Below are 14,366 nucleotides of genomic sequence, written 5' to 3'. Positions count from 1 at the left end.
GAGGGTGTCAGAAATTTTGTGTTCGGGCATACCATGAGTAAGAGGTGCATGTATGCCAACCAAAAAGAAACCGCTTCGAGAGTTACCGAAGGTCCCGAAAGAGCTGCTTGAACAGTTTTCCGCGACCCCGCTGATGACCGCCGAGGCCATTGAGGAGGCCTCTGCCGCCTTCAAGAAAGCACTGATCGAGCGAGCCCTGAACGCCGAACTTGGTCATCACCTGGGCTATCCTCCGGGCGCGCAGCGCCCAGAGGATGAGACCAACCAGCGCAATGGCACGAGTGGCAAGACTGTGCTGACAGGCGATGGCCCGCTACGGCTGGATATCCCTCGGGACCGTGACGGCAGCTTCTCGCCCATTCTGATCCCCAAGCATGAGCGCCGTTACACCGGATTCGATGACAAAATCATCGCCATGTACGCCCGTGGAATGACGGTCAGAGAGATACGGGCCTTCCTGTCCGAGCAGTATGGAACCGACGTTTCACCCGATTTCATCAGCTCTGTGACAGACGAGGTCATGGAAGAGATTGGCGCGTGGCAGCAGCGGCCACTGGAGCCGATGTACCCGGTCATTTTCTTCGATGCGCTGCGGGTGAAGATCCGCGAAGAAGGCCTGGTGCGCAATAAGGCCATTTACCTGGCGCTGGGCGTTCTTCCCGACGGGACGCGCGATATCCTGGGCATCTGGATCGAGAACACCGAGGGTGCAAAGTTCTGGATGAAGGTCTTTAACGATCTCAAGAAGCGTGGCGTCGAGGACGTGCTGATTGCCGTGACCGACGGCCTCAAAGGCATGCCAGAAGCCCTCAGCGCAGTATTTCCAGAGACGACGTTGCAGACATGCATCGTGCACCTGATCCGCAACAGCCTGGACTATGCGGCGTGGGACAAGCGTCGAGAGCTGGCCAAAGCGCTGAAACCGATTTACCAAGCCATCAATGCCGAAGCGGCTGAGCAAGCACTCGATGAGTTTGAGAGCGGGCCGTGGGGCGAGAAATATCCGACGGTGGTGGCTGCCTGGAGGCGCGCCTGGGATCGAGTGATTCCATTTTTCGTCTTCCCACCGGCCATCAGGAAGGTGATTTACACCACCAACGCCATTGAGAGCATCAATGCTCAGCTACGCAAGATCATCAAGACCCGGGGCCATTTTCCGAACGATGACGCAGCCACCAAACTGATCTGGCTGGGGCTGCGAAACATCACGGCGAATTGGGGCTCGGCGGCGCATGATTGGAAAAGTGCAATGAATCAGTTTGCGATTCTGTACGGAGATCGGTTCATCAGGCCGACCTGGTGAAAATCATGGCCTGCCTAGCGGCAGGCCATTACCGGCCCGAACACAAAAAAACTGACAGTCCCGAGCGGGCTTGTCCCGCGATGCGCCGCGCGGGCGGCGCTCGATCTCATAGGCGCTGCAAGGCTTTCGGCGAACACCTGGCGGCCTTCACGCAAAACCCAAAGCTCGAAGGCCCAGCCCCTATCAAACCAGAATCCGCGAACTCGCCACCGCAACCACCGCCAGCCCGATCGCCAGATTGACCCCCACCATCCGCCGAATCCTCCCCAGCACCCCAGCCCCCGCCGCCCAATCCTCAGCCTGCACCGCCGTGCGCAATTCAGGCAGCAGCAACGACTGAATCCGCATGAACAACGCAAACATCACGATCCCGCCACCAATCATCACCTGAACGTACCGCGGCGCGGTCTCGAACCCGGCAAAGCGCAGGTGAATCATGCCCACCCCGCTGATCGCCAAAATCGCCACCGCCAGCCAGACCCATCTGAAGAACCGTTGGAAAACTTCCACCCACAAACGCAGCCGCGCCGGCCCCTCCAGGGCTGCAACCGTGGCCGGGCGCAGGATCAGCCAGGCGAAGAACATGCCGCCAACCCAAACCAGGGCGGCAAGGACATGCAGGGTGTAGGGCAGGGCAAAGGCGAGCATCCGGATCTCCATGCGGCACAAAGGGCAATAGCGGGGTATGATAGCCGGCCCATGCGAAACACTGAAAATATATCCAGCCCTCCGGGCGCCTGCAGACCATGATCAGCAACGAACTCAAAGCCACCATCCAGGGCGCCTACTCGCGTTTCCTCGAAGCCAAAAGCCTCAAGCCACGCTATGGCCAGCGCCTGATGATCGCCGAAGTGGCCAAGGTGCTCGGCGATATCGCCTGCGACGACGAAGGGCGCCGTGCCGGCGAGCCCGCCGTGGTGGCGGTCGAGGCGGGTACCGGTACCGGCAAGACCGTCGCCTACGCCCTTGCCGCGATCCCGGCCGCCAAGGCCGCCGGCAAGCGCCTGGTGATCGCTACCGCGACCGTGGCGCTGCAGGAACAGATCGTGCTCAAGGACCTGCCCGACCTGATGCGCAACAGCGGGCTGAACTTCAGCTTCGCCCTGGCCAAAGGCCGTGGCCGCTACCTGTGCCTGTCCAAACTCGACATCCTGCTGCAGGAAGGCCACGCCCAGTCGGCCACCGCCCAGCTGTTCGAAGAGGAAGGCTTCCACATCGAAGTCGACGAGCGCAGCCAGAAGCTGTTCAACAGCATGATCGAGAAGCTCGCCGGCAACCGCTGGGACGGTGATCGCGACAGCTGGTCGGAAGCCGTCGAGGACCAGGACTGGGCGCGCCTGACCACCGACCACAGCCAGTGCACCGGCCGCCATTGCCCGAACTTCCAGCAGTGCGTGTTCTACAAGGCGCGCGAAGGCATGGGCAAGGTCGATGTGATCGTCACCAACCATGACATGGTCCTCGCCGACCTCGCGCTGGGCGGCGGCGCCGTACTGCCCGACCCGCGCGACACCATGTACGTGTTCGACGAAGGCCATCACTTGCCGGACAAGGCCATCGGCCACTTCGCCCACTATTCGCGCCTGCGCTCCACCGCCGACTGGCTGGAGCAGACGGCCAAGAACCTCACCAAGCTGTTGGCCCAGCACCCGCTGCCGGGCGACCTGGGCCGCTACATCGAGCAGGTGCCGGAGCTGGCCCGCGAGGTGCGTACCCAGCAGCAGTTCATGTTCACCCTGTGCGAGCAGGTTGCGGACTTTCGTACCGGTGAAGACATGGAAGGCCGCGACCGCCCGCGCTACCGCTTCGAAGGCGGCGTGGTGCCCGAGCAGATCCGCGAAGTCGGCATCGAGCTGAAAAAAGGCTTCGCCCGCCTCACCGACCTGTTCACCCGCCTGGCCGACCTGCTCAAGGAAGGCATGGACGGCGAGAACAACATCGGCATTGCCAGCCACCAGGCCGAGGAGTGGTACCCGCTGTTCGGCAGCCTGGTGACCCGTGCCCAGGGCAACTGGGAGTTGTGGACCGCGTTCACTGCCGAAGACCCGGAAGACAACCCGCCCATGGCGCGTTGGTTGACCCTGGCCGAAACTGGCGCGCTGTTCGATATCGAGGTCAACGCCAGCCCGATACTCGCCGCCGAGATGCTGCGTAAAAGCCTGTGGAACGTCGCCTATGGCGCCCTGGTGACTTCGGCGACCTTGACCGCGCTGGGCAAGTTCGACCGCTTCCGCATGCGCTCGGGGCTGCCGCGCGACGCGGTGCAGTGCGTGGTGCCCAGCCCGTTCGTGCATGGCGATGCCGGCCTGTTGCGGGTGCCCGACCTGGGCGCCGACCCACGCGATGCCACGGCGCACACTGCATCGATCATCCGTGAACTGCCGAACATCGTCGAAGGTGCGCGGGGCGCGCTGGTGCTGTTCTCGTCGCGTAAACAGATGCAGGACGTATTCGATGGCCTGGACCGCGACTGGCGCAAGTTGGTGCTGATCCAGGGCAACCTGTCCAAGCAGGAAACCCTGAACAAGCACAAGGCACGGGTCGACGATGGCCAGCACAGTGTGCTGTTCGGCCTGGCCAGTTTCGCCGAAGGTGTCGACCTGCCGGGCGCTTACTGCGAGCACGTGGTCATCGCCAAGATCCCGTTCTCGGTGCCGGATGACCCGGTCGAGGCCGCGTTGTCCGAATGGATCGAGGCCCGCGGCGGCAACCCGTTCATGGAAATCGCCGTGCCTGACGCTTCGCTGAAGCTGATCCAGGCCTGCGGCCGGCTGCTGCGCACCGAACAGGACCGCGGCGTCATCACCTTGCTCGACCGGCGTCTGGTCACCCAGCGCTACGGCAAGGCTATTCTCAATGCGCTGCCGCCATTCCGACGGGAAATCGGCTGACGGCCGGAGCAAGACGCTTCCTTTGTTGTCCATACTCGATCGTGAGCCCATGACGGGCTCAGAAGGAGAGCCACCGCCCTATGATCCGCCGTACCCTGCCTGTGATGTTCTCCCTGTTGTTCAGTGCGCCGTTGCTGGCCGGGCAACAGACGCTGTTCAGCTTCGTGCGCCCCGCCGCGGTGGTCAACGTGACCACCCAGGACGCTGCGATGCCGCAGTACAACGCGGAGCAGACCGCCGAAGGCGAGGTGTTGCGGCGGGTGGTGTTCAATCCGGTGGCGCAACCGGCCTTGCGCCTGGCACCGCCCAGTGGCGCCTGGGACTGGTCGGCCGGGCAGGCCCTGACACTGCGCCTGCAAAGCGGCATGGACTGGGCGCTGACCGTCGACGTGGCGGTGCAGAGCAGCGATGGGCGAACCCTCACCAGCCGTATCGACTTGCCGGCAGGGCCGGCGCAGACGGTGATGATTCCGCTCAAGGCCAGCTCGCCGCTCAGCCAAGGCATGCGTGCCGGCCCGCCGATGCCATGGGCCCACGAAGGCCAGCGCCTGCTGCTGACCAGCAGTGCAGGCGAGGTGGACCTCAAGCAAGTCACCTCGGTCAGCCTGAGCATCCCCAACCCCAAAGTGGCGCAGAGCCTGTTGATCGAGAAGGTCGGCCTGCAGGACGACGACCAGGCGTTCAAAGCCGCTTACAGCGAGCTGATCGACGGCTATGGCCAGTCCACCCGTGGGCGCTGGCCGGAAAAGATCGTCGGCGACGACCAGCTCAAGGCTGCCGACAGCCGCGAGCAGGCGCAGCTGAAAAGCTGGCTGGGCGAGCGCGACAAGCTCGGCCTGGACGCCTATGGCGGCCTGCTGGCGGGGCCAGCCTTCGAGGCCAAGGGCTTCTTCCGTACCGAAAAACGCGACGGACGCTGGTACCTGGTGACGCCCGACGGGCACCCGTTCTATTCCCTGGGCGTCAATGCCGTCGCCGCCGATGGTGGGCGCACTTACGTCGCCGGTCGCGAAAGCATGTTCAAGGCACTGCCGGCTGATGGCGAGGCACTGGCGGCGTTCTATGGCGAAGGCAACAACGATGATGGCAACACCTCGTCCCAGGGGCGCCAGTTCAAGCAGGGGCGCTGGTTCGATTTCTATGCGGCCAACCTGCAGCGTACCTACGGCAAACCCTGCTCGGCGTCGCCCGAACCGGCCTGCCCGCCACTGGCCCTGGACCTGCCGCGCTGGCAGGCGCACACCCTCGACCGCCTGCAAGCCTGGGGCTTCAATACCCTGGGCAACTGGAGCGACCCAGGCTTTGCCCAGGCCAAGCGCATGCCGTACACGCTGCCACTGTCGATCGTCGGCGACTACGCCAGCATCAGCACCGGCATGGACTGGTGGGGGCGCATGCCAGACCCGTTCGACCCGCGTTTCGCCATGGCCACCGAGCGCGCCGTGGCCATCGCCGCCCGTGACCACCGTGACGACCCGTGGCTGATCGGCTACTTCGCCGACAACGAACTTGCCTGGGCCGCACCCGGTGACGACCCGAGGGCCCGCTATGGGTTGGCCTACGGCACCCTGCGCTTGACCACCGATGTACCGGCCAAGCGCGCGTTTCTCAAGCAACTGCGTGACAAGTACCGCAACCAGGAAGGGCTGTCGAAAGCCTGGGGCATCGAGCTGAGCGCCTGGGAGCTGATGGAAGACCCCGGCTTCGAGGCACCGCTGCCGGACCCTGCACACCCGGAAATCGAGCGCGACTACCAGTACTTCCAACAGGTGTTCGCCCAGACCTACTTCAAGACCATTGCCGATTCACTGAAGTGGCATGCCCCCAATCACCTGCTACTGGGCGGTCGCTTCGCCGTGAGCACGCCGGAAGCGGTCAAGGCCTGCGCCGAGTTCTGCGACGTGCTCAGCTTCAACTTCTATACCCTCAAGCCCGAAGACGGTTATGACTTCGCCAGGCTGGCCGAGCTGGACAAGCCGGTGCTGGTATCGGAATTCCAGTTCGGCTCCCGCGACCGTGGCCCGTTCTGGCCCGGCCCGCTGGAAGTGGCCCGCGAAGAAGACCGTGGCCCGGCCTACGGCAACTTCCTCAAGGCGGCCCTGGCCCAGCCGATGATCGTCGGCGCCCATTGGTTCCAGTACCTCGACCAACCGGCCAGCGGGCGACTGCTGGATGGCGAAAATGGCCATCTGGGGTTGGTGGCCATCACCGATGTGGCCTATCCAGGCTTTGTCGAGGCGGTGCGCCGCAGCAACCTGCAAGCCGTTGGTCAGTTGCGCAAGGCCCTCGACAAACCCGCGCAGTGACCGCCCTGCGCGCCTCGAATATCAGTTTTTCCTTGCGACCACCCGGCCACATTCAGTAGGCAAAAGGGCCAACTACTGAAACAATGCACGCCTTTTTCAGCAAGGTCGTACGGAGAACAGGCGGGTGCAGATTCAGGGCCACTATGAGCTGAAGTTCGAGGCGGTGCGTGAAGCCTTCGCCGCGTTGTTCGAGGATCCCCAGGAGCGTGGTGCGGCGCTGTGCATCCAGGTCGGCGGCGAGACCGTGGTCGACCTGTGGGCCGGCAGTGCCGACAAGGACGGCCGCGAGGCCTGGCACAGCGACACCATCGCCAACCTGTTTTCCTGCACCAAGACCTTCACCGCCGTCACCGCCCTGCAACTGGTGGGCGAGGGCAAGCTGGCGCTGGATGCGCCGGTTGCGCGTTACTGGCCGGAATTCGCCCAGGCCGGCAAGGAGCAGGTCACCCTGCGCCAGCTGCTCAGCCACCGCGCCGGCCTGCCGGCCATTCGTGAACTGTTGCCAGCCGAGGCGCTGTACGACTGGCAGGCGATGGTCGACGCGCTGGCCGCCGAGGCACCCTGGTGGGCTCCAGGCACCGAGCATGGTTATGCCGCGATCACCTATGGCTGGCTGATCGGTGAGCTGATCCGCCGCGCCGATGGCCGTGGGCCGGGCGAGTCGATTGTCGCGCGCACCGCCAGGCCGCTGGGCCTGGATTTCCATGTGGGCCTGGCGGACGAAGAATTCCACCGCGTGGCGCACATCGCCCGCGGCAAGGGCAACCCGGGCGATGCTGCGGCCCAGCGCCTGTTGCAGGTGACCATGCGCGAACCCGAAGCGCTGTCGACCCGTGCTTTCACCAACCCGCCGGCGATCCTCACCAGCACCAACAAGCCGGAATGGCGGCGCATGCAGCAACCGGCGGCCAATGGCCACGGCAACGCACGCAGCCTGGCGGGGTTCTACGCCGGCCTGCTCGATGGCAGCCTGCTGGAATCCGAACTGCTCGACGAGCTGACCCGCGAACACAGCCTTGGCCAGGACCGCACTCTGTTGACCCAGACCCGCTTTGGCCTGGGCTGCATGCTTGACCAGCCCCAGGTGGCCAACGCCACCTTCGGCCTCGGCGCCCGGGCATTCGGGCATCCGGGGGCAGGTGGCTCGGTCGGCTTTGCCGACCCCGAACACGACGTGGCCTTCGGCTTCGTCACCAATACGCTGGGCCCGTACGTGCTGATGGACCCGCGCGCGCAAAAACTGGTACGTGTGCTTGCCGGCTGCCTTTGATCGGGTGGTGCGAGTATTGCCCCGGCCCTTTGACTATCCTCAGTGCCAACGCCTGAAAGGTGTGGGTAGAATTTCTTTCAATTTCATGGTGTATCGCTGATGTCTTCACATAAAACCTTAGCACTCGCCCTGTGCCTGACCATGACTGGCTGCGCCAGCCATTCGCAGGACAGTTCGAAAGACGGCGGCTTGAACTGGTGGCCCTTCGGTTCGGATAAGGTCGCCGACAAGGAAGTGAAAGCGGCCGTGACCGAAAACGTCGCCAAGGCCGACGCCAAGTCCGAGAGCGGCAGCCGCTGGTGGTGGCCATTCGGTGGCGACGAGAAAACCACGCAAGCGGCGGCCGTGCCAAAGATCGACCACAAGGCCACCCAGGCCTGGCTCGACCAGTACGAACCCAAGGTGCGCGAAGCCATCAAGGGCAGCAAATTCGAGCTGGAGCGCCGTGAAGACCTGCTGGCGGTGACCATCCCGGTCGACGGCTCCTATAACCCGGATCGCCCGAACATGCTGCTGCCGGTGACCCTGAGCCCGATCACCCAAGTGGCCAAGGCCATCGAGGCCGACAGCAAGACCGCTATCCTCATCCTCGGCCATGGCGACAGCAGTGGCGCCACCGCCGCCACCCAGAAGCTGAGCCTCGAGCGTGCCGCTTCGGTGTCGGCGATTTTCCGTCTCAGCGGCCTGCAACGTGATCGCCTGATGCTCAAAGGCATGGGCTCGGTCATGCCGCGTGCCGCCAACGACAGCGCCCCGGGCCGTGCCCTGAACCGCCGTGTCGAACTGCTGCTGACCCCTAAGGACACCATGGTCGCCCTGTTGGCCAAGTACCAGCAGGCAGCGCCTGCGCCAGCCGCGGCGCCGATGGTTGCGGTGCAGGACACCAAGGCACCGGCAGCCAAGGCCGCAGCCGCCAAACCGGCCGCCAAGCCAGCGGCGAAAAAACCAGCCGCCAAAGCCAAGGCTCCGGCCAAGGCTACTGCAGCTGCGAAAAAGAAAGCCGCTCCGGCCAAACCTGCCGCGAAGAAGGCCAGTACCGACAAGAAAGTCGCCGCCAACAGCCCTGCGAAGACCAACTGATCGTCAAGGAAACGCAGCCATGACCCAATCCCTGGCCGATATGCGCCGCGACTACACCCGTGATGGCCTGGCCGAAGCCCAGGCGCCGGGTGAGCCGTTCGCGCTGTTCCACCAATGGTTCGCCGATGCGGTGAAAACCGAGCAGCTGCCGGTGGAAGCCAACGCCATGACCCTGGCCACTGTCGATGCCGACGGTCGCCCGCATTGCCGGGTGCTGTTGCTCAAGGCCCTCGATGCACAGGGTTTCACCTTCTTCACCAACTACGAAAGCGCCAAGGGCCAGCACATCGCGGCCAGGCCGTTTGCGGCCATGACCTTCTTCTGGCCGGCGCTGGAACGTCAGGTGCGGATCGAGGGGCGGGTGGAAAAGGTCACGGCCAAGGAGTCGGACGATTACTACCAGGTGCGCCCGCTGGGCAGCCGCCTGGGGGCCTGGGCGTCGCCGCAGAGCCGGGTGATCGCTGATCGCGAGGAACTGGAGGGGCTGGTCAAGGCCACCGAGGCGCGCTTCTCCGATGCGCAACCCCATTGCCCCGAGCACTGGGGTGGCTATCGCTTGCTGCCGGAGCGCATCGAGTTCTGGCAGGGCCGCGCCAGCCGGTTGCATGATCGCCTGAACTATCGGCTGGTGGATGGCCAGTGGCAGCGTGAGCGCCTGGCACCTTAACTCTTGAACGCGGTGGCCTCGCTCTCCAGCCAGGCCGCCAGCGCTTTGCGTTTGATCTTTTCTGCCCGCGCCCGCTCCAGCAACTGGAGCATGAATGCCTGCTTCGCCGGATCCTGCCCGGCCAGCGAAAGCGCCAGGTCACGGTCCATCCAGCGCCTCATGCGCAGATACAGCCAGCCGTGAAAGTACAGGCCGGCGACAGTCGTCACCACGACGATGAAGTAATCCATGGCTATCCTTGGTCCAACCCGAGTGCCCCGTGTACAGCCGATGGTGGCTGTACCTGAGCTGAATGGGAACAAATTTATAACGGCTGCGCCGTGACACCCGTCAAGGCGAGGCGTCTAATGAGCACCTGAAACTTTTGGAGATTGTCCTCATGCGTAAATCCGTTTTGCTGGTGGCGAGCTTCACCACCATGGCGTTGTTGCTGGGCGGCTGCCAGTCGTCGCTGACCGGTGACAGCTACTCCCGTGATGAGGCCCGCCGCGTGCAGACCGTGCGCATGGGCACCATCGAATCGCTGCGTCCTGTGAAGATCGAAGGCACCAAGACGCCAATCGGTGGTGGTGCCGGCGCCATTGTCGGTGGTGTTGCCGGCAGCGCGGTTGGCGGTGGCCGTGGCAGCATCGTTGCCGCTGTGATCGGTGCCGTGGCCGGTGGCCTGGCCGGTTCCGCCGCCGAAGAGGGCCTGACCCGCACCCAGGGCGTCGAGATCACCGTGCGTGAAGACGACGGCAGCATGCGCGCCTATGTGCAGCAGGTGCAGCAGAACGAAATCTTCCGCGTTGGCGAGCGTGTGCGCATCATGACCGTCGATGGCACCAGCCGCGTCACGCACTGATCGCAAGACAAAAGAAACCCCGACACGGTTTTGCCGGTCGGGGTTTCTTTTTGCCTGCTGGATTCAGCGGGCAGCGGCTTTGCGGCTTGCCATGGCCGTGATCAGGTAACCGACCACGGCGGCGAAGAACGAACCGGTGAGGATGCCCATGCGGTCCATGCCCGCATAGTCGCTGCTACCCGGTGCGAAGGCCAGGGAGCCGACGAACAGGCTCATGGTGAAGCCGATGCCGCAGAGGATCGCCACCCCGAGCACCTGCCCCCAGTTGGCCTCGGCCGGCAGTGCGGCCAGGCGCAGCTTGACGGCAATCCAGGTCAGGCCGAACACCCCGACCGTCTTGCCAGCGAGCAGGCCGAGCGCGATGCCCATGGGGACCGGGTGGGTAAAGCTTTCCGGGGTGACACCGGCCAGCGAGACGCCGGCGTTGGCAAAGGCGAACAGCGGCAGGATGGCGTAGGCGACCCAGGGGTGCAACGCGTGTTCCAGGCTCAGCAACGGCGAGGTTTCGGCGTGCTTGGTACGCAGCGGGATGCACAGGGCCAGGGCCACACCCGCAAGCGTGGCATGCACACCGCTCTTGAGCACGCAGACCCAGAGAATCAGGCCGATCACCAGGTAAGGGCCAAGCTTTACTACCCCCATGCGATTCATGGCGAGCAATGCGATCAGGCAGGCGCCGGCCAGCATCAGCGACAGGCTGGACAGCGTGCCGGAATAGAACAGGGCGATGATGATGATCGCGCCCAGGTCGTCGATGATCGCCAGGGTCATCAGGAACAGCTTCAGCGACACCGGCACACGCTTGCCCAGCAACGCGAGCACACCAAGCGCGAAGGCAATGTCGGTGGCGGTAGGGATTGCCCAACCGGCCACGGCAGCCGGGTTATCGCGGTTGATGAACCAGTAGATCAGCGCCGGCACCAGCATGCCGCCGATGGCGGCAGTGGCGGGCAGGATCACCTGCGAAGGCTTGGACAGGTGGCCGTCGACCACCTCGCGCTTGACCTCAAGGCCGATGAGCAGGAAGAACAGCGCCATCAGGCCATCGTTGATCCACAGCAGCAGTGGCTTGGCGATCTCGAGGGCGCCGACCTGGACGGCGACCGGTACTTCGAGCAGGCCGTTGTACAGATAGGAAAGCGGCGAATTGTTGATGATCAGGGCCAGCACGGCGGCGGCGATCAGCAGCAGGCCGCTGGCGGCTTCCAATTGGAAGAAACGAGCGAAGAGGCTACGCACGGGTGAGGGCTCTCCAAATAGCTGGATTGAAACGGGCGTACACCCTAGCGTGTGGGGATATGCTTTAAAACAAAAATTATATTCGTTTTAGTTATAAGGTGTTACGGGTACGACTGGGCAAGCCTAGACGGCAATGCGGAGCAGGGCAGGAAGGTAATTCTCAGGGAAGAGCCGGAAAAATCCGAGAGTGACCGCAGGCCTGTGCCGTCAAGGCGACACAGGCCTGTCGAACGGTCAGTCGTTCAGGCCCAGCATGTCCCGTGCTACGGCTTCGGCGATGCGGATGCCATCGACCCCGGCGGACAGGATGCCGCCGGCGTAGCCCGCGCCTTCACCTGCCGGGAACAGGCCCTTGAGGTTCAGGCTCTGGAAGCTGTCGTCACGGGTGATGCGCAACGGCGAGGAGGTGCGCGTTTCGATCCCGGTCAGCACTGCGTCATGCAGGCTGTAGCCCTTGATCTGGCGCTCGAAGGCCGGCAGTGCCTCGCGGATGGCTTCGATGGCGAACGCCGGCAGGCTTGCCGCCAGGTCACAGAGGGTGACACCCGGCTTGTACGAAGGCTCGACGCTGCCCAGCGCCGTGGACGCACGGCCGGCCACGAAGTCACCTACCAACTGCGCCGGTGCCTGGTAGTTGCTGCCGCCCATCACGTAGGCGTGGGATTCCAGGCGCTCCTGGAGTTCGATGCCGGCCAGCGGGCTGCCCGGGTAATCGCGCTCCGGGTCGATGCCGACGACCAGGCCCGAGTTGGCGTTGCGCTCGTTGCGCGAGTACTGGCTCATGCCGTTGGTGACCACGCGGCCCGGCTCGCTGGTGGCGGCGACCACGGTGCCGCCCGGGCACATGCAGAAGCTGTAGACCGAGCGACCGTTCTTGGCGTGGTACACCAGCTTGTAGTCGGCAGCACCCAGCTTCGGATGGCCGGCATACTTGCCCAGGCGCGCCTTGTCGATCAGCGACTGTGGATGCTCGATGCGGAAACCGACCGAGAACGGCTTGGCCTCCATGAACACGCCCTTGGCGTGAAGCATGCGGAAGGTGTCGCGGGCGCTGTGGCCCAGGGCCAGGACCACATGGCGCGACAGCAGCTGCTCGCCGTTCTGCAGGACCACGCCGGTCAGTTGCTCGCCATCGACCAGCAGGTCGGTGACCTTCTGCTCGAAGCGCACTTCGCCGCCCAGGCTGATGATCTCTTCACGCATCTTCTCGACCATGCTGGTCAGGCGGAAGGTACCGATGTGCGGTTTGTTGATGTAGAGGATTTCGTCCGGCGCGCCGGCCTTGACGAACTCTTCCAGGACCTTGCGGCCGTGGTGCTGCGGGTCCTTGATCTGGCTGTACAGCTTGCCGTCGGAGAAGGTCCCGGCGCCGCCTTCGCCGAACTGCACGTTGGACTCGGGGTTGAGCACGCTCTTGCGCCACAGGCCCCAGGTGTCCTTGGTGCGCTGGCGCACTTCCTTGCCACGCTCGAGGACGATCGGCTTGAAGCCCATCTGAGCCAGCAAAAGGCCGGCGAAGATGCCGCACGGGCCGAAGCCGACCACCACCGGGCGTTCCTGCACTGCCGGTGTGGCGTGGCCGACGAACTTGTAGCTGACGTCCGGGGCGATGCTGATTTTCGGATCGTCGGCGAACACCCGCAGCAGCTCGTCTTCGTTGCTGGTTTCGAGGTCGATGGTGTAGATGAACAGCAGCTCGCTGTTCTTCTTGCGCGCATCGTAGCTGCGCTTGAACAGGGTGAAACCGAGCAGTTGCTCATCCGTGATGCCCAGGCGCTGGACGATGGCTGCGCGCAGCTCGTCGTCGGAGTGGTCCAGGGGCAGCTTGAGTTCGGTGATTCGTAGCATGGCAGGGTCCAGTATCCCGGCCATGGGCGGCCGGCGGCTTTACACAAACCGCCAAGTATAAGCTGTTCGCCGCCCCGACTGGCAGGATAAAAGCACCCGGCGATCAGAGGTCGCGGGCACCGCCATAGTAAGCGCAGCCCTTCAGGGTTTTGCCGTCGATGCGCAGTTCGGCCTTGAGGTGGCGAATGGCGCCGGTGGCAACGTCGACGCAGCGCTGCGGTGCTACCCACAGCTCGACACGCTGGCCGTTGGCTTCGCTGGACAGGCTCAGGCCGCCACCGGGCAGCTCTTCTTCGAGGAACGGCAGCGGCAGCGGTTCCTGGCCGACGCGGTTGAGCACCATGCCTTTGCCGCTGGCCTTGATGTCCCAGTCCGGCTCGTGGCCGCCGGCGCGCAGGGTCAGTTGCTTGAAGTTGGGGTCTTCGCAACCGCGGGCGGTGGGTTCCAGGCGGTACAGGCGGGTGACGTCGATCTGGCCGTCGCTGCCGGCCTGCTTGCTGCCGGTCAGGCGGCCGCGCAGGTCGCTGAACAGTTTGTCCTTGGAGTCTTTGGCCAGGTTGGCGGCTTCCTGCAGGATCGCGGTGCTGCCAGCGTCATTGATGACGAACTGACGGGCTTCGTTGCAGGGTTTGAACAGCAGATGGCCACCGCCGGCGCTAAGTTCGCCCTGCATGCGCGTGGTGCCGAGGTTCGGGTCGGCCGGTTTTTCGGCCAGCACCTGGCAACCGGCGAACAGGGGCAGCAGGGCGGCGAGCAACAGGGGAGGGGTGAGGCGCATCGGGCGGGCTCCGGGGAACTGTGCAAAAGAGCTGGCCACGTTACTCAGGGTGGGCGGGGATCACAAGGGCCTCATCGGGGGGGGGGGGGACGTATCCCCCGTAGGGGAGGGGGTGGGAGGGGGGGGGCCGAACGAAAGAC

General features: G+C 64.4%; 12 protein-coding genes. 7 read left to right on the top strand and 5 right to left on the bottom strand.

The genetic code is table 11. The features are described 5' to 3' along the window. The first annotated feature begins 52 nt into the window (after window positions 1–52). Window positions 53–1,303, top strand: a complete 1,251-nt coding sequence (locus ACO6VM_RS22310; protein WP_401061024.1) for an IS256 family transposase — start codon at window positions 53–55, stop codon at window positions 1,301–1,303. A 183-nt stretch (window positions 1,304–1,486) separates the two neighbouring features. Here the strand turns inward: ACO6VM_RS22310 and ACO6VM_RS22305 are convergent, their stop codons facing one another. Continuing rightward, window positions 1,487–1,951, bottom strand: coding sequence for a CopD family protein (locus tag ACO6VM_RS22305; RefSeq protein WP_422403841.1), 465 nt, complete (start codon window positions 1,949–1,951; stop codon window positions 1,487–1,489). Between the two features lie 98 nt (window positions 1,952–2,049). On the opposite strand from ACO6VM_RS22305, the gene dinG reads away from it, so the two are divergent. From dinG to pdxH, 5 genes are all read left to right on the top strand, one after another. Then, a complete protein-coding gene (gene dinG, locus ACO6VM_RS22300; RefSeq protein WP_422403840.1) occupies window positions 2,050–4,194 on the top strand; it encodes an ATP-dependent DNA helicase DinG in 2,145 nt (714 codons plus the stop codon). An 80-nt stretch (window positions 4,195–4,274) separates the two neighbouring features. After that, the gene (locus tag ACO6VM_RS22295) at window positions 4,275–6,500 is read left to right on the top strand and encodes a beta-galactosidase (RefSeq protein WP_422403839.1); all 2,226 of its coding nucleotides are present in this window, start codon (window positions 4,275–4,277) and stop codon (window positions 6,498–6,500) included. Window positions 6,501–6,624: 124 nt separating this feature from the next. Beyond that, complete coding sequence (locus tag ACO6VM_RS22290; RefSeq protein WP_258645225.1) at window positions 6,625–7,770, top strand: serine hydrolase domain-containing protein; 1,146 nt, start codon at window positions 6,625–6,627, stop codon at window positions 7,768–7,770. 99 nt (window positions 7,771–7,869) lie between these two features. After that, window positions 7,870–8,850: an OmpA family protein gene (locus ACO6VM_RS22285; RefSeq protein ID WP_422403838.1), complete on the top strand. Its 981-nt coding sequence runs from the start codon at window positions 7,870–7,872 to the stop codon at window positions 8,848–8,850. 19 nt (window positions 8,851–8,869) lie between these two features. Further along, window positions 8,870–9,517, top strand: a complete 648-nt coding sequence (pdxH, locus tag ACO6VM_RS22280; protein WP_110996275.1) for a pyridoxamine 5'-phosphate oxidase — start codon at window positions 8,870–8,872, stop codon at window positions 9,515–9,517. Here pdxH and ACO6VM_RS22275 read toward each other — a convergent pair. Beyond that, a complete protein-coding gene (locus ACO6VM_RS22275) occupies window positions 9,514–9,747 on the bottom strand; it encodes a hypothetical protein (protein WP_422403837.1) in 234 nt (77 codons plus the stop codon). The genes pdxH and ACO6VM_RS22275 overlap by 4 nt on opposite strands. Before the next feature lie 149 nt (window positions 9,748–9,896). Here ACO6VM_RS22275 and ACO6VM_RS22270 point away from each other — a divergent pair, with 149 nt between their 5' ends. Beyond that, window positions 9,897–10,361: a glycine zipper 2TM domain-containing protein gene (locus ACO6VM_RS22270; RefSeq protein ID WP_110996277.1), complete on the top strand. Its 465-nt coding sequence runs from the start codon at window positions 9,897–9,899 to the stop codon at window positions 10,359–10,361. Between the two features lie 63 nt (window positions 10,362–10,424). On the opposite strand, the gene nhaA is transcribed toward ACO6VM_RS22270, so the two are convergent. The 3 genes from nhaA to ACO6VM_RS22255 form a co-directional block, all read right to left on the bottom strand. Continuing rightward, complete coding sequence (gene nhaA / locus ACO6VM_RS22265) at window positions 10,425–11,600, bottom strand: Na+/H+ antiporter NhaA (RefSeq protein ID WP_401058728.1); 1,176 nt, start codon at window positions 11,598–11,600, stop codon at window positions 10,425–10,427. Between the two features lie 234 nt (window positions 11,601–11,834). Continuing rightward, on the bottom strand, window positions 11,835–13,448 hold the full coding sequence (locus tag ACO6VM_RS22260; protein ID WP_401058726.1) for an NAD(P)/FAD-dependent oxidoreductase: 1,614 nt from the start codon (window positions 13,446–13,448) through the stop codon (window positions 11,835–11,837). Window positions 13,449–13,551: 103 nt separating this feature from the next. Continuing rightward, window positions 13,552–14,226 (bottom strand): COG3650 family protein, encoded by a 675-nt coding sequence (locus ACO6VM_RS22255; RefSeq protein ID WP_401058725.1) that lies wholly within the window; start codon window positions 14,224–14,226, stop codon window positions 13,552–13,554. Window positions 14,227–14,366 lie beyond the last annotated feature (140 nt).

It is taken from the genome of Pseudomonas sp. GZD-209 (genome assembly GCF_049310485.1).
GTDB lineage: Bacteria > Pseudomonadota > Gammaproteobacteria > Pseudomonadales > Pseudomonadaceae > Aquipseudomonas > Aquipseudomonas sichuanensis.
This window is presented reverse-complemented; position numbering and strand designations above follow the sequence as displayed.